The organism is Pedobacter cryotolerans, assembly GCF_005116475.1.
Lineage (GTDB): Bacteria > Bacteroidota > Bacteroidia > Sphingobacteriales > Sphingobacteriaceae > Pedobacter > Pedobacter cryotolerans.
In genome coordinates this window covers 122,026-142,383 of sequence record NZ_SWBO01000008.1, presented here as the reverse complement: position 1 = coordinate 142,383, position 20,358 = coordinate 122,026, and the positions used below count along the sequence as shown (strand labels likewise).

General features: G+C 33.7%; 21 protein-coding genes. 10 read left to right on the top strand and 11 right to left on the bottom strand.

All coding sequences use genetic code 11. The features are described from left to right. Nucleotides 1–101: 101 nt before the first annotated feature. Genes FA045_RS14070 through FA045_RS14060 form a run of 3 tightly spaced genes read left to right on the top strand, consistent with a single transcriptional unit; the run spans nucleotide 102 to nucleotide 3,822 of the window. Entirely contained in the window at nucleotides 102–722 is a 621-nt protein-coding gene (locus FA045_RS14070) for a (2Fe-2S)-binding protein (RefSeq protein WP_136877721.1), read from the top strand. Further along, the gene (locus FA045_RS14065) at nucleotides 719–1,702 is read left to right on the top strand and encodes an FAD binding domain-containing protein (RefSeq protein WP_136877720.1); all 984 of its coding nucleotides are present in this window, start codon (nucleotides 719–721) and stop codon (nucleotides 1,700–1,702) included. The genes FA045_RS14070 and FA045_RS14065 overlap by 4 nt, the downstream gene beginning before the upstream one ends. Next, nucleotides 1,702–3,822 carry a xanthine dehydrogenase family protein molybdopterin-binding subunit gene (locus FA045_RS14060; protein WP_136877719.1) on the top strand — a complete coding sequence of 707 codons (2,121 nt, stop codon included), beginning with the start codon at nucleotides 1,702–1,704 and terminating at the stop codon, nucleotides 3,820–3,822. The genes FA045_RS14065 and FA045_RS14060 overlap by 1 nt, the downstream gene beginning before the upstream one ends. 398 nt (nucleotides 3,823–4,220) lie before the next feature. Here FA045_RS14060 and FA045_RS14055 read toward each other — a convergent pair whose 3' ends face one another. The 4 genes from FA045_RS14055 to FA045_RS14040 all read right to left on the bottom strand — a co-directional run bounded on the left by FA045_RS14055 (nucleotide 4,221) and on the right by FA045_RS14040 (nucleotide 8,188). After that, nucleotides 4,221–4,877: a YdeI/OmpD-associated family protein gene (locus tag FA045_RS14055; protein ID WP_136877718.1), complete on the bottom strand. Its 657-nt coding sequence runs from the start codon at nucleotides 4,875–4,877 to the stop codon at nucleotides 4,221–4,223. A gap of 92 nt (nucleotides 4,878–4,969) precedes the next feature. Then, a complete protein-coding gene (locus tag FA045_RS14050; RefSeq protein WP_136877717.1) occupies nucleotides 4,970–6,274 on the bottom strand; it encodes an OmpA family protein in 1,305 nt (434 codons plus the stop codon). 200 nt (nucleotides 6,275–6,474) lie between these two features. Further along, a complete protein-coding gene (locus FA045_RS14045; protein WP_136877716.1) occupies nucleotides 6,475–7,005 on the bottom strand; it encodes an RNA methyltransferase in 531 nt (176 codons plus the stop codon). Between the two features lie 25 nt (nucleotides 7,006–7,030). Beyond that, entirely contained in the window at nucleotides 7,031–8,188 is a 1,158-nt protein-coding gene (locus FA045_RS14040) for a galactokinase (protein WP_136877715.1), read from the bottom strand. 65 nt (nucleotides 8,189–8,253) lie between these two features. Here FA045_RS14040 and FA045_RS14035 point away from each other — a divergent pair, with 65 nt between their 5' ends. Together FA045_RS14035 and FA045_RS14030 are read left to right on the top strand one after the other, a co-directional pair. Continuing rightward, nucleotides 8,254–9,303, top strand: coding sequence for an aldose epimerase family protein (locus FA045_RS14035; protein ID WP_136877714.1), 1,050 nt, complete (start codon nucleotides 8,254–8,256; stop codon nucleotides 9,301–9,303). Nucleotides 9,304–9,306: 3 nt separating this feature from the next. After that, nucleotides 9,307–9,699, top strand: coding sequence for a DUF1398 domain-containing protein (locus tag FA045_RS14030; RefSeq protein WP_136877713.1), 393 nt, complete (start codon nucleotides 9,307–9,309; stop codon nucleotides 9,697–9,699). Nucleotide 9,700: 1 nt separating this feature from the next. Here FA045_RS14030 and FA045_RS14025 read toward each other — a convergent pair whose 3' ends face one another. The 4 genes from FA045_RS14025 to ribD form a co-directional block, all read right to left on the bottom strand. Then, nucleotides 9,701–10,564 carry a nucleoside phosphorylase gene (locus FA045_RS14025; protein WP_136877712.1) on the bottom strand — a complete coding sequence of 288 codons (864 nt, stop codon included), beginning with the start codon at nucleotides 10,562–10,564 and terminating at the stop codon, nucleotides 9,701–9,703. 203 nt (nucleotides 10,565–10,767) lie between these two features. Then, complete coding sequence (locus tag FA045_RS14020) at nucleotides 10,768–11,382, bottom strand: IMPACT family protein (protein WP_136877711.1); 615 nt, start codon at nucleotides 11,380–11,382, stop codon at nucleotides 10,768–10,770. Beyond that, on the bottom strand, nucleotides 11,372–12,238 hold the full coding sequence (locus FA045_RS14015; protein WP_136877710.1) for an EamA family transporter: 867 nt from the start codon (nucleotides 12,236–12,238) through the stop codon (nucleotides 11,372–11,374). The genes FA045_RS14020 and FA045_RS14015 overlap by 11 nt, the downstream gene beginning before the upstream one ends. Continuing rightward, nucleotides 12,238–13,290 carry a bifunctional diaminohydroxyphosphoribosylaminopyrimidine deaminase/5-amino-6-(5-phosphoribosylamino)uracil reductase RibD gene (gene ribD, locus FA045_RS14010; RefSeq protein ID WP_136877709.1) on the bottom strand — a complete coding sequence of 351 codons (1,053 nt, stop codon included), beginning with the start codon at nucleotides 13,288–13,290 and terminating at the stop codon, nucleotides 12,238–12,240. The genes FA045_RS14015 and ribD overlap by 1 nt, the downstream gene beginning before the upstream one ends. Before the next feature lie 92 nt (nucleotides 13,291–13,382). Here ribD and prmC point away from each other — a divergent pair, with 92 nt between their 5' ends. Then, the gene (gene prmC, locus FA045_RS14005; protein ID WP_136877708.1) at nucleotides 13,383–14,279 is read left to right on the top strand and encodes a peptide chain release factor N(5)-glutamine methyltransferase; all 897 of its coding nucleotides are present in this window, start codon (nucleotides 13,383–13,385) and stop codon (nucleotides 14,277–14,279) included. 276 nt (nucleotides 14,280–14,555) lie between these two features. Here prmC and xerD read toward each other — a convergent pair whose 3' ends face one another. Beyond that, entirely contained in the window at nucleotides 14,556–15,455 is a 900-nt protein-coding gene (xerD, locus tag FA045_RS14000) for a site-specific tyrosine recombinase XerD (RefSeq protein WP_136877707.1), read from the bottom strand. Nucleotides 15,456–15,513: 58 nt separating this feature from the next. On the opposite strand from xerD, the gene aroQ reads away from it, so the two are divergent. Next, on the top strand, nucleotides 15,514–15,936 hold the full coding sequence (gene aroQ, locus FA045_RS13995; RefSeq protein WP_136877706.1) for a type II 3-dehydroquinate dehydratase: 423 nt from the start codon (nucleotides 15,514–15,516) through the stop codon (nucleotides 15,934–15,936). A gap of 1 nt (nucleotide 15,937) precedes the next feature. Continuing rightward, nucleotides 15,938–16,657, top strand: a complete 720-nt coding sequence (locus FA045_RS13990) for a TlpA family protein disulfide reductase (RefSeq protein WP_136877705.1) — start codon at nucleotides 15,938–15,940, stop codon at nucleotides 16,655–16,657. On the opposite strand, the gene FA045_RS13985 is transcribed toward FA045_RS13990, so the two are convergent. Further along, nucleotides 16,658–17,674, bottom strand: coding sequence for a glycosyltransferase family 2 protein (locus FA045_RS13985; protein WP_136877704.1), 1,017 nt, complete (start codon nucleotides 17,672–17,674; stop codon nucleotides 16,658–16,660). Nucleotide 17,675: 1 nt separating this feature from the next. Next, nucleotides 17,676–18,545 carry a lysophospholipid acyltransferase family protein gene (locus FA045_RS13980; RefSeq protein ID WP_136877703.1) on the bottom strand — a complete coding sequence of 290 codons (870 nt, stop codon included), beginning with the start codon at nucleotides 18,543–18,545 and terminating at the stop codon, nucleotides 17,676–17,678. 37 nt (nucleotides 18,546–18,582) lie between these two features. Here FA045_RS13980 and FA045_RS13975 point away from each other — a divergent pair, with 37 nt between their 5' ends. Together FA045_RS13975 and corA are read left to right on the top strand one after the other, a co-directional pair. After that, nucleotides 18,583–19,191, top strand: a complete 609-nt coding sequence (locus tag FA045_RS13975) for a WbqC family protein (protein ID WP_136877702.1) — start codon at nucleotides 18,583–18,585, stop codon at nucleotides 19,189–19,191. 3 nt (nucleotides 19,192–19,194) lie between these two features. Continuing rightward, complete coding sequence (gene corA, locus FA045_RS13970; protein WP_136877701.1) at nucleotides 19,195–20,313, top strand: magnesium/cobalt transporter CorA; 1,119 nt, start codon at nucleotides 19,195–19,197, stop codon at nucleotides 20,311–20,313. Nucleotides 20,314–20,358: the final 45 nt, after the last annotated feature.

The window sequence follows — 20,358 nt, the reverse complement described above, 5'->3', positions numbered from 1 at the left end:
AGTTGTAAATAGACTCCTTCTAAATTGCCAAAACCTAGTAAAACAAAATTTGTTATTCCGATATTTAAAAATTATCCCATTGCATATTTAATTGTTTTCCTATGTCTGAAATTGACAATAACCAATCTGGTGATACCCGCCGTGATTTCTTAAAGAAAACTTCGCTTTTTACTGCCTTGTCTTTAACCCCTTTAACGGTTTTAAAAGCAGCAGATAACAAAGTTGATGAACGTTTTGCAGAACTTTTTGAGAAAATTCCTTTAAACCTAAAGGTGAATAATAAAGCTTATTCGCTAAAAGTTGAGCCAAGAGTTACTTTATTGGACTTATTGCGAGAAGAACTTGATTTAACCGGTACTAAAAAAGGTTGCGATCATGGACAGTGTGGGGCATGTACCGTTCATGTTGATGGGGCTCGTGTAAATTCATGTTTGAGTTTAGCAGTGATGAATGAAGGTAAAAGCGTAACTACCATTGAAGGTTTAGCCAAGGGCGAAGAATTGCATCCGATGCAAGCCGCTTTTATTAAACACGATGGTTTTCAATGCGGTTATTGCACTCCCGGACAAATTATGAGCGCTGTTGCTTGTGTACGCGAAGGTCATGCAAATTCAAAAGAAGAAATTAGAGAATACATGAGCGGAAACATCTGTAGGTGTGGTGCTTACCCTAACATAGTTGATGCGATACAAGAAGTAAAGGAGAAGGGGACAGCAATATGATAAATTTTCAATTCTTAAGAACTTCAATAGTTAAAACCGCATTAAGCTTGGTAGCTAAGGATCCAAAAGCAACTTTTATAGCTGGCGGAACAAATTTGGTTGATTTGATGAAAAGGGGCGTTACAGCTCCAGAAAAACTGATTGATATTAATCAATTACCACTCAAACAAATTGAACTAAAAAATAACATTTTACATATCGGTGCAATGGTTTCTAACTCGGCATTGGCCGAAAATGCGATCGTAAAAGAGAAGTTTCCACTATTGATGTTGGCCTTACAATCTGGTGCATCAGCACAGTTGAGAAATGTAGCTACCGTTGGCGGTAACATGATGCAACGCACCCGTTGTGGCTATTTTTACGATACTACTATGCCTTGCAATAAACGCCAACCAGGAAGTGGTTGTGGTGCAATTGGTGGTTACAATCGGATGCATGCGATATTTGGAACATCTGAAAGCTGTATTGCAGTACACCCAAGCGATATGTGTGTTGGTTTAGTTGCTTTAGATGCACAAGTGGTTATTGCAGGTGCGAAAGGCGAAAGAAAAATAAATTTTATCGATTTTCATCGTTTAGCAGGAACAACACCTGAAAAAGATAATAACATACAAAAAGGAGAATTGATCGTAAGGTTAGAAATTCCTGTAAATAATTTGAATAAGAATTTCCATTACCAAAAAGTGAGAGATCGTTCTTCGTATGCATTTGCTTTGATTTCGGTTGCTGCTGCATTGGAACTTAAAGATGATGTAATTAGCACTGTTCGCTTGGCGATGGGTGGTGTGGCGCATAAACCTTGGCGTTTAGTTGCTGCCGAAAACTTTTTGAAAGGTAAAGCAGCCACGTTAGCTAATTTTGAAGCTGCTGCCAAAATAGCCATGGAAGGTGCAAAAGCTTTCGGGGAGAATGATTTTAAACTAAAAATGGCTCCAAACACAATTATTGAAGCGTTAACTGTAGCTAAAGCCAAAGCCTAATGGATTTTTTTGTAGATGAAAACGACCGTGTAGACGGTATAGAAAAAGTAACTGGTAAGGCAAAATATTTTGCTGAATTTAAATTACCCGGATTAACTTATGGTGTTTTGGTGCCGAGCACCATTACCAAAGGGAAAATTACCGCAATAGATATCAAAGCTGCAAAAAATGCACCTGGGGTTTTAGATGTATTGTCACATTTAAACAAACCAAGTGCTGCAGGTTATGAAGCTGGAGGCGGCTCACCCATGAAAATATTTTACACGGATGAAGTGTTTTTTAACGGTCAGCCAGTGGCTTTAGTAGTTGCAGATACTTTTGAAAGAGCAACTTATGCTGCTACTTTGGTTAAGGTTAGTTATGAAAAAGCTGCCTTTAATACCGATTTTAAAAAGAGTATTGCTGATGCAAGTGTTGCTAAAAAACAAGGTCAGCCACCTTATGTAAGAGGCGTTGCTGATGCCTATAAAACTGCAGAAGTAAAGGTAGAGCAGACTTATGAAATGCCCGTTGAAACCCATAATCCGATGGAGCTACACGGAATTATTGCAGATTGGCGTACCAACGATCAAGTAACCGTTTATGCCAAAACGCAAGGCGTTAAAGCTGCACAAGCCACTATTGCCAATGTTTTTAAAATTCCGCAAGAAAACATTCAAGTAAAATCTGAATTTGTAGGTGGTGGTTTCGGCATGGCTTTGCGTACTTGGCCTTTAGAGATTGCCACAATTATGGCATCGAAACAGGTTAAACGACCTGTGAAATTGGTTATTACCCGCGACCAGATGTTTACCATGGTAGGGAATAGACCAGCAGCTTACCAAAAAATAGGTTTAGGAGCAACTAAAGATGGTAAAATTACAGGAATAACCCATACTGCTTTTGGACAAACATCAACTTATGAGAACTTTACTGAAGGTGTGGTAACCATGAGTAAATTCATGTATGCATCGGAAAATGTGAACACTAATTATTATGTTGTTCCGTTGGATATGAGCGTACCGATTTGGATGCGTGGTCCGGGAGAAGCGACTGGCGCATTTGCTTTAGAAAGTGCAATTGATGAAATGGCACACGCATTAGATATGGATCCGTTAGAATTTAGGATAAAGAATGATCCTGAAACTGATCCAATGAAAAATATACCATTTTCTAGTAAAAATATAAAGGAAGCCTATAAGTTAGGGGCTGAAAAAATTGGCTGGAACAATAGAAAAAATAAACCAGGCAGCATTACTGAAGGACCTTGGAAAATTGGTTATGGTGTAAGCATTGGAGTTTTTAACGCCAGTAGAGGTAGAGCTACAGTAAAAGGTATTTTAAATGCTAATGGATCATTAATTTTGCAAAGTGCCACGAGTGATATTGGTCCGGGAACAGGGACTGGTATGGTTTTAATAGCGAGCAGACTGATGAATATTCCGGTAGAAAAAATTACTTTCGAGTTAGGTGATTCATCTTTACCGCCAGCTCCTAGTCAAGGTGGATCTACAACACTTTCTACCGTTGGTACAGCAGTTAATGATGTGTGTGTTTCTTTAAAGGCCACGATTGCGGAACTGGCAGCAAATGCTAATATGAGTACTACATCCAACTTTGTTGAGGTATTGAAGAAAAATAACTTACCCATGATTGAGGTTACGAAACAATCTCAAGCCAATCAGCAAGGTAAAGAATACTCGATGTATTCGTTTTCCATCCACTTTGTGCAAGTAAAAGTGCATAACTTAACAGGCGTTGTTAAGGTGAGTAAAATTGTTTCAGTAGGTGATTCTGGTAAAATAATTAGTCCGAAAACAGCTCGTAGCCAAATGGTTGGTGGTGCAGTTGGTGGAATAGGTATGGCGTTAACTGAAGAAGCTTTATTGGATAACCGTTATGGTAAATATGTGAATAATAACTTTGCAGATTACCACGTACCCGTTCATGCAGATGTGCCAGAAATTGATGTGATTTTTATCGATAAGCCAGATTATATAGTAAATCCAATGGGAGCGAAGGGCATGGGAGAAATCGCTTTAATCGGCTTTGCTGGAGCAGTTGCCAATGCAGTTTTTAATGCAACAGGTAAAAGGATTAGAAGTTTACCAATTACACCAGATAAGGTTTTGGAAGGGTAAAAAATTAAGTATGTCATGTTGAGCTTGTCGAAACGTCCTTCGACAAGCTCAGGATGACAAAACTATTTATTTCTCACTCGGATTTTTCTTCCCAGCAGATAATTTTTCAATAGTTTTACCACTGCGACTTTCTAAACAAAATTTGTCATCCAGAACGCTTGAAGGATCTCTTTAAATTAAACTATAGAGATTCCTCGCAGGCTCGGAATGACAAATCATATAAAACAAAGTCGTCATCCAGAAAGAAGTGAAGGATCTCTTTTAAGTTGATTATAGAGATTCCTCGCAGGCTCGGAATGACAAATCATATAAAACAAAGTCGTCATCCAGAAAGAAGTGAACGATCTCTAAATTGATTAAATAGCAACTCTTAGAAAGCTAAGAATGAAACATTTAAATTATTTCTCACTCGGATTTTTCTTTCCAGCCGATAATTTTTCTACCGTTTTAGCGATACGACCCAATCTCGTTTTTTCTTGTTTGGCAGATAAAACCCAAAGCACATACTCTTTACGATTGGAATAAGATAAACCTTTATAGAAATTAAATGCTAAGGGTTGCTTTTTAATTTCTATATCTAAATCTTCTGGTAGGTTAATAATTTTATTAGCTACATCTATATAATTCCCATAATCACTTTTTGCAATTTCGGTATTACCTAAACCAGATCTTTTTAATTCTGATATTGGTTTAATTCTTAATGCTGTCCAAGTATCATCTATAGCTGCAGAACCGCAAGGAGTGAGGTTAAAGTTTTTTAAATCTTCCCAATTCTGCATTAAGTTTAAATCGCTAGCTAATTTAGATTTAGCTTTGGGATAGAAAATCCAACAGATGGTTTTAATGCCAATTGTTTCTATTTTAAGAGCAGATAATAATTCAGCTTTTTTAATGGCAAAAATCAATAATCCATCAAATTCGGTTTCCGTATTAAATAAGATGGCTATATCAGCAGGTATATTTCCGATTATAGCAGGAAGATTTTCTGGTGCGTTTACAACTTTAACTTTAAAGCCAGTTTTAATTTGTAGCTTTTTTAATAATTGATTTTCCATAAAATTAAGATGTAATCAAATGTATTAAAAATTGCAATAAACAAAAAAGCCACCAATTTCTTGGTGGCTCTTATATATGTACTAAATATATATTAGTAAATTGTAAACTCTACACGACGGTTTTCTTGACGACCTGCAGCGGTTTTGTTTGTAGAAATTGGTTGATCTGGACCGTAACCAGTTGCTTCAATTCTAGATGCATTTGCACCTTGAGAAACTAAATAAGCTTTTACAGCTTCGGCTCTATCTTTAGATAAACGTAAGTTTAATTCTCTTGAACCAGTTGCATCAGTATGACCAGCTAACTTTAAACTAAAATCTTTTTCCATTAATAATGAAGCAACTCTATTTAAACTTGCATAAGATTTAGAACGGATAGTTGATTTTCCTAAATCGAATTCTAAGTTTTTGATGGCATCACCAACAACTTTACGATCGGCTTCAGTAACCACAACTTTAGTTTCTTTAATAATTTGAGGTTTTGGAGTTGATAAAGGACAACCTGAACCATCAACTACTGTTCCTGAAGGTGTTCCAGCACATTTATCAAATTTGTTAGCTACGCCATCACCATCATCATCACCCATATCTTTTGCATATTGCTCTCTATCTCTTTGTGCATTTGCCTCTGCAGATGAAAGTGCTCTTCTTAATTCTTCACTTTCTGCTGCACTTTTCTTGCGCAAATCAGCTATAGCACTGTAATTTTGCAATTGAGATTTTTCTTTTTTGCCAATAGCAAATTCAATACCTGCATGTGCGTTTCCAAATCTACCTTCGTTATATACCGATTTAACAGTTGGCGAAGATTTGATAAAGTTTACATCGTAACCAAAATCAAGGTTAATACCTTTAGAAACGCCTAATTTAAATCCAACTCCAACAGGTATAAACCAACCTTCTCTGTCAGTAAATAAATTAGTTGTAGTAGAAGCTGTGGTTACATCAGCGCTTGATGACATATAACCAGCACCAGCTTTAACGTAAGGAATTAAAACCGCATTTTGATCGTTGAAACTAAAGTTTGCCACATTTAAAACAGCAGTTAATGAAGTAGCCCAGTTAATTTTATTTTCTGATCTAGAATTTGCACCTACAAAAGTTTTAACGTTACCACGTAAAACATCTGCTTGTAAGCCTAAAGCAGGTAAAATTTGTTTTTTAACGAATATGCCGTAACCAATGCTTTTAAATTCATCAGCTCTTTGGCTATCGCCACCAAAAATTGTATTTTGTGATAAAATACCAGCTTGAGCTCCAATGCTCCAAGTGCGGTAAGATTGTTTATCAAAACGAGTTGTCGTTGTTGATGTTGTTGTTTCTTGTGCTAACACTGCCGAACCTGATACGCCCAACAATGCAATCAGTAATGCAGATTTTGTAATTTTTAAGTTCATTTTTATTAAATTTTAATAGATGTGATGATTTTTATATTCTATTTACACCGCCATCTAGAAAAACCTTGCCAAAGAATATTTGACATTACATAAACTTCATGTTATCAGCTTATTAATGTATCATTGGTGATACAAGACAGGATTAACTAAAGTGTATATTTTTGTATATAATAATATACACTTTAGCTAATTAAGTACGTTTATAACTTTAGTTTTGCAAAGAAATCCCACAAAACTATTCCTGCAGAAATTACGATATTAAAGGAATGTTTTGTTCCAAATTGAGGTATTTCAATGCATTCATCTATTTTTTCCATAACTTCATCACTAACCCCATTTACTTCGTTTCCAAAAATCAACGCATATTTAAGGGTTTGATTTGGTAGATAAGTATTTAGCATCTTGCTATTTTTCGCTTGCTCTATCGCTATAATTTGATAACCATCTTTTCTTAATTGATCAATTGCGATTAACGTATCATCAAAGTGAACCCAATCTACAGAAAGCGTTGCACCTAAAGCTGTTTTTTCAATTTCACGGTGTGGAGGTTGAGCAGTAATACCACATAGTACAACTTTTTCAATAGAAAAACCATCCGCAGTGCGAAATACAGAACCAACATTGTGCATGCTTCTCACATTATCTAAAACTACTACAACTGGTAATTTTTCTTGCTCTTTAAATGCTGTAATGTCTACACGATTTAACTCGTCTAGTTTTAATTTTTTCATCTAGCAAAATTAGTTATTCAAATCATTAATCAACTAATTTTCTAACACCATCACCTATTTGATGAATATAAATCGCTGCAGGATATCCAATGGCTTTAACATAACTATCCGTTAAACGCTTAGCAAAATCTTCTTCATAACCTTTTTTAAGCAAAGCGATGGCACAACCGCCAAAACCGGCACCTGTCATTCTTGCGCCAATCACATGTTCGTATGTTGCGCAAAAATCAACTACTGCATCTAGCTCATCACCAGATACTTCATACAATTCTTTTAACGATTGATGTGAGGCATACATCAACTTACCGAAAACCTCTAACTCCCCATTGCTTAAAGCTTTAGCAGCTAAATGAACCCTGTCATTTTCTTTAACCACATGGGTTGCTCTTTTCAATATGATATCATTATCTATTAAATGACTATGCAATGCAAATTTTTCGGCAGTAAGCTCACACAAATTATTAATATTGATTTCTTGTTGAAGTGCTGCTAGAGCTTCCTTACATTCTCCAAAACGTTCATTGTATTTAGACTCTTCTAGTTTTCTTGCTTTATTGGTGTTGATAATTGCCAAAACATATTCTCCTAAATTACAATCCACCACTTTATATTTTAAACTATCACAATTTAAAACCAAGGCTTTATCAGCTTCGCCAAAAGCAACTGCAAACTGATCCATGATACCAGAGTTTACGCCAATAAAATTGTTTTCAACTCTTTTACTAAGCTTTACAAGCTCTAATTTATCTTGATTTAAATTAAAGTAATCGTTTAAAGCATAGGCTGTTAAAACTTCTATGGATGCTGAAGATGAAAGACCAGAACCAATTGGTATATTCCCGAAATACAATAAATCTAATCCGCCAGATAACCAATCTAGTTCTTGCAACTCGTTAAAAACACCAATGGGATAATTGTACCAAGCAGAGCCTACTTTTTGATAAGATTTTTGGATTTGAATGGTGGTTTCTTCTTCAAAATTTATACTACTAAATCTAATTACATTTTCATTATTTGGAGCCAAAAGTAACCATGTACCTGCAGTAATAGCACAAGGCATGACTAAGCCTCCATTGTAATCAATATGTTCTCCTATTAAATTTACTCTACCAGGTGCAAAATAAATAGCTGATGGATTTTGATTGTATTTTTCTACAAATTTTTGGCGTAACTGATCTTTCATAAAAATATTTTATTGATTTGTCATCAATTTTAGTTGTAATTTAGCAAGCAGCCAATATACAATTTATGAAAGTAAAGCAAATAAATACTGGGATTATTGTTGATAAAAAAGAGATAATTGAAGTAGAACTAAGTAATGAAAAAGGTACTAGAGTTAATATATTTAATTACGGTACCATCATTAATAAATTTATTGTAAAAAATGCCAAAGGTGATGATCAAGACATTGTTTTAGGTTTTGATACATTTGAGCAATACCTTAGCGAAGACTATTTGGCTAAATATCCATATTTAGGGGCGATAATTGGTCGCTACGCCAACAGAATTAAGGATGGCAAGTTTGAAGTTGACAGTTACGAATATCAATTAGAAAAAAATAATGGAGATGATTGCCTGCATGGTGGTAAAGTAGGTTTTGATAGAAAAGTTTGGGATGTAATTGAGGTTTCAGAACAACCTAATGCGAGTGTAACTTTTCAATATTTTAGCTTTGATGGCGAAGAGAATTTTCCAGGAGATTTGGTTATTCAATTGAAATTTGAGTTAACTAATAACAACGAACTCATTTTAACTTATCACGCAGATACAGATGAAGCAACGCCTGTAAACTTAACGCACCATAGTTATTTTAATTTATCAGCCAATGGCGAAAAAATAAATAACCATCACCATCAAATGTTTGCCACTAATTATTTAGAACAAGATGCCAATAGTGTGGTAACAGGAAAATTATTACCTGTAGAAGGTACGCATCATGATTTTAGAACTGGCAAAAATATAAGCGAGGGCTGGAATGAAGAATTAGGTTACGATCAATCTTATGTATTAGATAAAAATTATGGAGATTTAACTTTGGCAAGTAAAACAAAAGCCAAGGATAGCGGGTTATCTCTTTTAGTATATAGTACTGAACCTGTGGCTCATTTTTATACCGCTAAATATTTGGCTGTTAAAAATGGAAAAGCTGGAAAAGATTATGAAGAATTTGATGGATTTTGTGTTGAAACACAGCATCATCCAAACGCCATTAACATTCCTCATTTTCCAAACACAGTTTTACAGCCCGACGAAAACTATAGTCAAACCACAATTTATAAAATTACCTTAGAAAATTAACTCATGTTTACCATAGAACAAATACAAGCAGCCGAGGCGAAAATCAAATCTGGAGCAGATTTCCCTAACTTTATACAAGAAATTAAAGCAATGGGAGTGATTAGAAACGATGTTTTTGTAATTAACGGCATGTCTGTTTATTACGGAGACGACGACCACACTGTTCAAAGTGCACCAGCTTATGAAGATTTGATTATAGAAGAAACCTCATCAGTTGATGAATTAAAAGAAGCTTTAAAAGTTCACCAAAATGGAGCAACAGATTACATGACTTTTTGTAGGCAGGTTGCCGTTGCAGGTGTAGAGAAATGGGTAACTGATTTAAATGAAATGACGGTTAAATATTTAGATAGTGCCGGAAACGAGATGGTAATTGAGCACATTCCTCAAGCTTAATTTACAATCGCTCTAAAACCATTTTAATTGCTTTTTCAACAATTTTATTGGGTTCTTTGCTAAATTCGAAATTAACTCGGCTCGCTAAAATGGCATTTACAGATAGTGCTTTATGACCAAGTGTTTTAGCCAAAGCGTAAATTCCGGCAGTTTCCATTTCTAAATTGGTAATGCGATATTTTTCGTGTTTAAAGCTATTTAAGAGCGAGATAAAGTTTGGTACTGCATTTTTTGCTCGTACTTGTCGGCCTTGTGGTGCATAAAAACCTGGAGCTGTAATGGTAATACCTTGTTCCATATCTTTCCCAATTGTTGCTACCAAAGTATGATCTGCAGCTGTTAAATAGGGATGTAAATTTTTAATATGAGAAAAATGAGATTTAATTCCATCTAAAATACTGTGTTCATCTCCAGAAACTTCATGGATATAGTAATGCATCAAAGCATCAAAACCTAAACCATAAGAAGATGCTAAAATAGTACCCATCTCAATATCAGGCTGAACTGCTCCAGATGTTCCAATTCTAATAATATCCAGTGATTTTAATTCCTTTTTTATTGTTCTAGTTTCAAAATCAATATTTACCAATGCATCAAGCTCGTTAAAAACGATATCAATATTATCTGTACCAATACCAGTTGATAAAACCGTAACTCGTTTTTTGCCGACATAACCAGTGTGCGTGATGAATTCACGTTTGCCTTTTTTAATTTCTATCGAATCAAAATACTTACTTACTTCTGCAACCCGATCTAAATCGCCAACCGTAATAACTGTATCTGCAATATCTTCTGGTAATAAATTTAAATGGTAAATACTACCGTCTGGATTGATAATTAAATCAGCTTCTGATAATTTTTGCATAAGATTCGTCGGTTAGTTCATTGGTGTCATTTGTTCATTAGTAGATACAAAAGATATAACAAACTTAATGAAAATCATTGGTATCATCTACCATAACTCTTCATACCCAACTCGATTGGGTATCGTAATGCAGTAAAATAGATTGCAACCATTTTGAAGCATTACAATTTCCGTTTCCGGAATGAAGGTGATAACTGCTTAGTCTAAACCGTAGTTAAATACTTAATTTCAACTCCTTCAATTTTCTCCAATTTACCTAAAACCTGATTTAAATTAGATTTTCTTACTTCAAATTCAATTGAACAGTTATTGTCGAAATGTTGAGCAATAACATTTAGTGCTTCATCTTTTACAATCCGCATCACATCGTTCATCATTAAATAATCAAAATTGATTTGATAAACATCATTTACCGTTTTTGTGATAATTTCGTTTGCATTTAAAGCCTCTATCGTTGCATTTTTGTAAGCATTAATTAAGCCAGGAACCCCTAACAATGTTCCGCCAAAATAGCGAACTACCACAACTAAAACATTTGTTAAATCTGTTGATAATAAGGTGTTTAATATTGGTCTACCGGCAGTTCCAGATGGTTCTCCATCATCATTTAACTTAAATACTTTTCTATCTGTACTTATCCTAATGGCCCAGCAAAAATGCCTTGCTTTGCTGTGTTCAGCTCTTAACTTATTGATTATTTCTTTAATCTCTGCTTCACTTTTAATAGGGTAGGCATAGCCGATAAATTTACTTCCTTTGTCTCTAAAAATTCCTTCAGAAACGCTTTTAACCGTGCTATAGGTATCATCAAACAGCATGTAATTTTGATAAAGTGATGAGTACGATTGCAATTAATGCAAAAACCAATCCTGTATAATTCCATTTACTTAATCTTTCCTTAAAAACCAAAATGCCGATTAAGCTGCCAATAATAATTACACCAATATTCATTGCAGCAAACACAGTTGATGGATTTTCGGCCATTGCTCTATGGGCTTTTAAGTAAAATAGGATATTGCCAAAATTAAATAATCCTAATATGCATCCACATACAAAATTAATGAGCTGGATTTTTGTTTTTTTAGCGATGGCTAGATAAAGAATATAAGCTAATGATAATACAAATGAAATGCAAAAAATTACGAAAAGAGCAGTTGTATAGGGTATTTCGTTAAGCTGACTAACCAGTTTAAAAAGAATATCTATTACACCAAAACCTGCAAACACTAACAGTAAATATAGCCAACTATATTTGTTGTTGCTACTTGTTTGCTTTTTGTACATGGTTAATACAATGGCAACAAAACCAAAAATAATCCCTACATATTTTAAACGATCAAAATTTTCGTTAAAAATAAAATATGCCGCACAAAGTGAAATTAATAAAGATAACCTTTGTGCAATATCAGTTTTTGCTAAACCAGCCTGCCTAACCGCAAACCCTTGAAAAAGGAAAATAATTGGTAATAAAATTCCTAATGCAATATAAACTGGAGAAATTAGGCTAAAGCTTACCGAACTAAAATCTGGTTTGAAAAAGAATAAACTCAAACCAATTGCAAAAAGGTAATTCCATGTAACAGCTTGCATCACATTAATTTGATAACGTTTGGCAAGCTTTAAGAGCACACCAACGGTTACGCTGCAAATTATGCTGAGTAAAAGAAATATCATTATGATTTGTTTTGAGCTAAAATTGTTAATTGATCATCGCCCAATGGCAAATTTTCTAAAACTTTACCTTTAATTATTGGCGCTTTATAGCCTTCATTCCAAACTATTGTGGATGTAAATATTCTCGCCTCATCCCACAAGTTAGCGCTAATAAAATGATTTAAAATTTGAATACCACCTTCTATAATTACGGATTGAATATCCATTAAAAATAACTGAAAGGCAATTTTCTGCGCCAAATAGAAATGCATATCTTCCATTTGCACATAGTGGATATTTTCCATTACTTCAGTTTTTACTTCATTAAAAATGATAGTTTTAGCTTGGTCATCAAAAATATGGTTACTTAAAGGAATGTTTAAGTTTTTATCAATTACAATTCTGATAGGATTTTTACCACCCGAAATTCTACTTGTTAACTGCGGATTGTCGATTATAGCCGTGCTTTTACCTATTAAAATAGCATCTTCTTCACTTCGCCATCTGTAAGAAAGCTGTTTAGCAATAGCTCCAGTTATCCATTTTTGACTAGCATTTAACGGTGCAAAATAACCATCGGCTGTTTGTGCCCACTTTAAAATAATAAAAGGGCGTTGTTGTTTAATTCTGGTAAAAAAGTTACGGTTTAAATAACTGCATTTATCTTCTAATACACCACTAACAACCTCTATTCCTGCATTTATAAGTTTTTCAATTCCTTTTCCATTTACGGCATCAAACGGATCGGCATTTCCAATTACAACCCTTTTTACCTCGTGTTTTACCAATAAATCTGCACAGGGTGGAGTTTTTCCGAAATGAGCACAAGGCTCTAAACTAACATAAACAGTGGCATTTTTTAAAAGAGTAGGAGCTTCATCACCAAAGGTGGTTAAAACTGCATTAATCGCGTTTACCTCAGCATGTACCTCACCAATTTTTTGATGATAACCTTCTCCAATAATTTTATTTTCATGAACAATTACACAGCCAACCATTGGGTTCGGACTAACATTGCCAATGCCCAATATGGCAAGTTCTAGGCAACGTTGCATGTAAATTTCGTCGGTCATTGCTGCAAAAGTAAGCTATATTTTTCAGCCTGTAGTAATCGTAATCAGATTTTCAATCACTATTCAATTGAATATCTTTATTTTTGCAGCAAATGCAACTGAAACAAGTATCCCAAAGGTTTATCGACGAGTTAAATCTGCTTTACCAAAAAGATGAAGCCCAAGCCATATTTTTGTTAACCTTACAGCATATAAAACAGTACAGTAGAGCTGATTATATTTTAAAAAAGGAAGAAGAAATAAGTACAAATGAGCTAATAAATTTCGAAAATGCTTTAAAAGATTTGTTAGCAGAAAAACCTATTCAATATATTTTAGGCGAGACCTACTTTTACGGATTGCCATTTAAGGTAAATCCATCGGTATTAATTCCCAGACCAGAAACTGAAGAACTTGTAGATTGGATTTTGTCGGTTTTAAATAGTGATGAACAAATCGTAAATCGTAAATCAAAAACCGTAAATATACTTGATATTGGCACTGGAAGTGGATGCATTGCAATTTCATTAAAAAAGAACCTTCCTGAGGCAAAGGTTTATGCCTTAGATATTGCTGCAGATACTTTAGCAACTGCTCAGCAAAACGCAGTTTTAAATGATGTAGATGTAAATTTTATTCAAGATGATATACTTGAACCTAGATTCATTCAATCTCACATCTCAAATCTCACATCTCAAATCTCGTTAATTGTCAGCAATCCTCCTTATGTTAAAGAGGATGAAAAACCTGAAATGAACAATAACGTATTGGCTAATGAACCACACCGAGCACTTTTTGTAAGTAACCAAAATCCTTTGATATTTTATGAGGCTATTGCCAATTTCGCTCTTAAATACCTCGAAGAAAACGGCTTATTGTTTTTCGAGATCAATGAATATTTAGGTGAACAAACTGTACAATTATTAAAAGATAAAAACTTTAAAAACATTGAGTTAAAGAAAGATATGCAGGGTAAGGATAGGATGATTGGTTGTCGGAAAATCGTATAATTATGTAAATAATAGTGGTAATTTATTTTATAAAATCAATAAAAATGATGTGGATTTTTTTTACAATTTGTCATCCTGACGAAGGAAGGATCTCATTAGAGAGATTTATCGATTGAGATTCTTCGCTGCGCTCTGAATGACAAAGCTGGAAGTTTATAGTTTTTTTTAAAAATAAAATAAAGATTTATAGGTAGCTAACAAAACGTCAACGATTAGCTATCAAAGAACTCTTGAAAATTTGACACAAACCCTTCGACAAGCTCAGGGAGACATCCATTAGGATCTCGGATGAAATTGTGTTATTACGCTTTTTAAATAATCTCTATCTAAATGCGTATAAATTTCTGTTGTGGTAATACTAGCGTGCCCTAACATTTCTTGCACTGCTCTTAAATCTGCACCACCTTCAATTAAATGTGTAGCAAAAGAATGTCGCAAAGTATGTGGACTAATATTTTTATGAATGCCTGTTATTTCGGCTAGAGATTTAATCAAGTTAAAAACAGAAATTCGCGATAGCCTGCTCCCAAAGCGGTTTAAGAAAATAAAATCTTCTTGCCCTTTTTTAATAGTTAAATGCACTCGTACCTGATTAATATAAATAGCTAAAAGATGAAGAGCAACAGAACCAATAGGCACAATTCTTTCTTTATTTCCTTTACCCACAACTTTAATAAACTCACTATCTGTGTAAATATTAGAAATCCGAAGCTCAACCAATTCTGTAACCCGTAAACCACAGCCATATAGCATTTCAATAATGGCTTTGTTTCGCATTCCCTCTGGCCTGGAAGCGTCAATGGCATCAATGAGTTTATTTATTTCATCAATGTTAAGTGTATCTGGTAATTTCCGCGTAAGTTTTGGCGCTTCTAACAAAGCGGTCGGGTCTTCTTCAATAATTTCTTCTTGCATTAAATACATAAAAAATGCTTTTAAACCTGATATTACTCTGGCTTGCGTATTCGATTGCATGCCAATTTCGTTTAACCAAGTAATAAATTCTCGTAGGTTTTTAAGCGTAATTTTGTTTAAAGAAATTTCTTGATCAGTAGCTAAAAAAAACTGAATTAACTTATCTACATCATTTAAATAAGCATCAATAGAATGTTTAGAAAGCGAACGCTCTAATTTTAAATAGTCTTTAAATCCTTTTAGGTAAGATTGAAAATTCACTTAATTTATTGAGTTTTTTTTATAACATTGCAACGTTACAAATTTTAAATTACAACAAATGAAAATACAAATTATTAACGGACCAAATTTAAATCTTTTGGGTTTAAGAGAACCTAGCATTTATGGTTCAGAAGGTTTTGACAGTTATATATCGCAACTGCGAGATTTGTATTCGATTTTAGAAATTGATTATTACCAGAGCAATGTAGAAGGAGAGTTAATTAATAAATTACATGAAGTTGGTTTTTCTTATGATGGGATTATCATTAACGCTGGCGGATACACACATACTTCGGTAGCTATTGCCGATGCTATTGCTGCCATAAAAACACCTGTTATTGAAGTACATATCTCTAATATCTACGCTAGAGAAGAATTTAGGCATGTTTCTTTAACAGGCAAAAATTGTAAAGGTGTGCTTACCGGTTTTGGTTTAGATGGGTATAGATTAGCTATTGAAAGTTTATTAAAAGCCAACTAAAATGAAAAAATTTTTGATAATCGTTTTAATGTTTGTTGCTTTTTATAGCAATGCTCAAATGGCGGCACCTACTTTAAAATTAGATGATAAAGCTATTGTAAGAGATGAAGCTGGAAATATATTAAATAGCAAATTATGGCGTGCTTACAATACTACAGGCGATTATGCTTTTAAATTTAATAAAGTAAAAACTGAGTTTATTATGTACCAAATGAGCCCAGAAGAAAAAGCAAAATCGATTGAAAGAAAATTGGCTAGCATAGATAAATTGCCCAGACCAAGTTTAAGCTCGTCATTTAAAGATGGCGAAAAATTTAAAGGCGAGAGATTTGTTGACATTAATGGCAACAAATACGATTTAAGAGAATTAACCGGTAAAGTGTTAGTTTTTAATTTTTGGTTTATTAATTGTCCGCCATGCAAGCAAGAAATACCTGAGTTAAACCAAATGTATACCAAATACAAAGACAATAAAGATGTTGTGTTTTTAGCCGTTGCATTAGATGATAAATATGATTTAAAACAATTCTTAAAAACATATCCTTTTTTATATGCTATTGTGCCTGATGGTGATTTTTATGCTGAAAAGTATAGAGTTTCTTCTTACCCAACTCATTTGGTGGTAGGTAAAGACGGTTTAGTGAAATTTCATACCACCGGGTTAGCATCAAACACGGTACATTGGGTTGATAAAACTATTAAAGAACAAATTGCATTATAACTACCAAGGCAGCTGACTAAATTTTTTGATTTTTTTAACAAAATAGCTGTATACAATACTGTATTTATAAACTCCATGGTGTTGCAAAAATGGTAGTTGAGTGTTTGTTCTTTTGTTGGCAGTTTTGGTAAAATCTTTAATGAAATGATAATGTGCTTTACTAATTGCAAGTGTTAAATCTGTTTTTCCTTTAAGTAGAAACTGAAACCATGCTGCTAAGTCAATCCAAAATCTGATAAAAATTCTAAAATAAGCATCATTTTTCGGCAAGTTTTTTTGCATAATAATTAGGTTGTTTCTAAAATTGAGGTACGTTTTATAGGGATTATTTGCATCTAGAGTTCCACCACCAACGTGGTAAACTTCTGATTTAGCACAACAAACAACCATGTAGCCTAAGTTTTTTAAACGCCAACATAAATCAATTTCTTCCATGTGGGCAAAAAGGTCGGCGTCTAATCCGCCAATTTCTAGCCAAGCTTTACTTTTAATAAAAAAAGCAGCACCACTTGCCCAAAAAATTTCTATATCAGTACTGTACTGGTTTAGATCTTGTTCTACTTCATCAAAAATCCTTCCTCTACAAAAAGGATATGCATATAAGTCTAAAAAACCTCCAGCAGCACCTGCATATTCAAAATGTGTTTTGCTTTTTTGCGATTTAATTAAGGGTTGTGCAACTGCAATATTGTTATCGCTTTGCATTAAATCTATAACAGGCTTTATCCAATCTTTGGGCACTTCAACATCAGAGTTTAACAATACAAAATAATCAGCATTAACCTGAGCTAAAACATGATTGTATCCGCCAGCAAAACCATAATTTTTATCATTTGTAATTACTTTCACAGTAGGGAAGTGATTATTTACAAATAAAACCGAATTATCGGTTGATGCATTATCACCAATAATAACCTGAAGATTAGGATAATTTGAAGCTACAACGCTGGGCAAAAATTGCTCTAACCATTTTTTACCATTCCAATTTAAAATTACTACTGCTACACTCGGTTCCATATTATACAGTAAATTTCCAACGTCTGTGGCTCCACAACCAAAATGCGGGCTCTCTTTGTATGGTATTATTTAAATGATCAAATAATAAATCAGTTATTTCGTGATTTTGGGTTTCTTTTGGATTTAAACACAGTGGCACACAATTTACTTCGTAATAACCACGTTTTACACTAATCACATCAAAATAAAAAATAGGTCTATTGGTCTGCAGCGCTATTTTTTCTAAACCCAGCAATACCGCCGTTTGTTGATTTAAAAATTGAAGGGTATATTGTGTTTCTTCTCTAACTGGGGTTTGATCACTTGCAAAGCAAAACATAGTTGCTTTATTTTTTGTAGCTACAACCTGCCTCAAAGTCTGTTTCATGGGTACAAATATGTTCCCAAACTGAGTTCTCCATTTTTGAAACCATTTCTCGAAAACTCCATTTGCCAATGGTTTGTAAATTACATAAGGTGTTGCGGTAATATTTAATCCTAAAGCAAGCATACAAAGTTCCCAATTGCCATAATGGCCAGTACAAGCTAAAATACTTTCTCCTTTGTTAAAATAAGTTTCTATTAATTCTAAATCATTAAATTTTACTCTCTTGCGCAACTCTTTTTCAGAGATATTGTTCAACTTAATAATTTCAAAAATTAAATCTGTAATGTATTTATAAAATTGCTTTTCTATACTAATAATGGTTTTTAAATCCTTATCAGGAAAAGATTTTTGCAAATTTACCCGAACTACCTTACGCCTATAGCCAACAATATAGTAAAGCGGATAATACAATAAACGAGCAAAAAACAGGAGTACAGGTAACGGCAACAGCGATAAAATGTACAAAAAAAAGATACCGATGTACGAAAAGCCTTTTAGAATCATTAATTTGGGCAACTAGAATACAAACATAAAGTAACAGATGCAAAGTTCAGCAATATTTCCTCTTTTTTATCTTCCACCGGTAAGCTATTTTACAACATTAAAAGCAAATGATTTTATTTTTACAATCGAGAAAAACGAACATTTTGTAAAGCAAACTTATAGAAATAGAGCGAGTATTGCTTCGCCAGATGGCATTTTAGATTTAATGATACCAGTTATAAAAGGCTCAAAGTTTAAAACTCCAATTAAAGATGTTAAAATTAGTTACGATGCTAAATGGCAGCGTTTACATTGGCTAAGTATGCAAACCTGTTATCGCAGTTCGGCATATTTTGAGTTTTACGAAGATGGTTTGGCACCTTTTTACGAAAAAAAATATGATTTTTTGTTTGATTATAATACTGAATTACTTGCTTGGATTTTAAAACAATTGAAACAAAATCAAGCTTTATTGTTTACTAATGAATATGAAACTGAGATCCCAAAAGAAATAGATTTTAGAACCAGTTTTAATAAAAATGCAATTCATTTAGCAAATGCAAAAAACTATTTTCAGGTGTTTAGTGATAGAAATGATTTTATACCCAACTTAAGTATTGTTGATTTATTATTTAACCAAGGACCACAAGCAAAACTCTATCTATAAATTATGGCAAAGCTAAAAAAGCATAAACATAAAAAACATAGCTTTAAACTCCCTAAACCAGGCTCTAGTCCGGGGGTAGTTTTTATCGATGAAAATTCTTTAATACCACATATTAATTTATACACCTACAATGAAAATTATTATGAGGTTAAACAACTCGAAAATCTGGAAGGTTTAAGAGAACAACTGGTTGATGCCGAATATAATTATTGGATAGAAATAAAAGGTTTTAATTCCTTTAATATGTTCGAAACCCTAAATACAGATTGGGGTATTAATAAATTAGTTTTAGAAGATATTACCAGAACTTACCAAAGACCGCAATACGAAGTTTACAACTCGCATGATTTTGCAGTGAGCCGAATGTTGTTTATTGATGAAGAAAATGTTTTACAAAATGAGCAGTTGTCATTTATCTTAACATCTAATGTTTTAATCACTTTTCAGGATAAATATGAAGATTGTTTAGATGCAGTTCGCAATCGTTTAGAAGGGGGTAAAGGCAATATTCGCATTGGCGGAAGTAGTTATTTAATGTACGCCTTAATGGATTTAATTATTGATGAATACTTTTCTGTTTTAGGTATTTGGAGCGAAGAATTAGATAACATTGAGGATCGATTATTCGAAAAACCTGATCGCACAATCATGTTTGATACCCAGGCAATTAAACGAAACCTAATCACTTTAAGGCGTGTCACCTGGCCTGAGCGAGATAAAATGAACGATATTTTAAGAACCGAAAGTAAATTTATAACCGAAACTACTAAGGTTTACTTAAGAGATGCTTACGATCATTGTGTGCAAACAATAGATATGGTAGAATCATTAAAGGAGATTTCGGCAAGTAATATCGACATGTACCTGTCTATCATTAGCAATAGAATGAACGAAATAATGAAAGTGCTTACCATCATCTCTTCAATTTTTATTCCTTTAACATTTATTGCAGGCATTTACGGGATGAATTTTAGTAGGGAAGACCCAGTTACCGGCAAAGTTTTACCGCAAAACATGCCCGAACTTTACCAAGAACATGGTTATTTATATACCATGATTGTAATGGGTTTAATTGCCGTTTTACAAGTAATTTATTTTTGGCGTAAGGGTTGGTTTAAATAAGATTTAAGATGTTTTTTTGAAAAGCTAGGTTCTGTTTTTCATTGA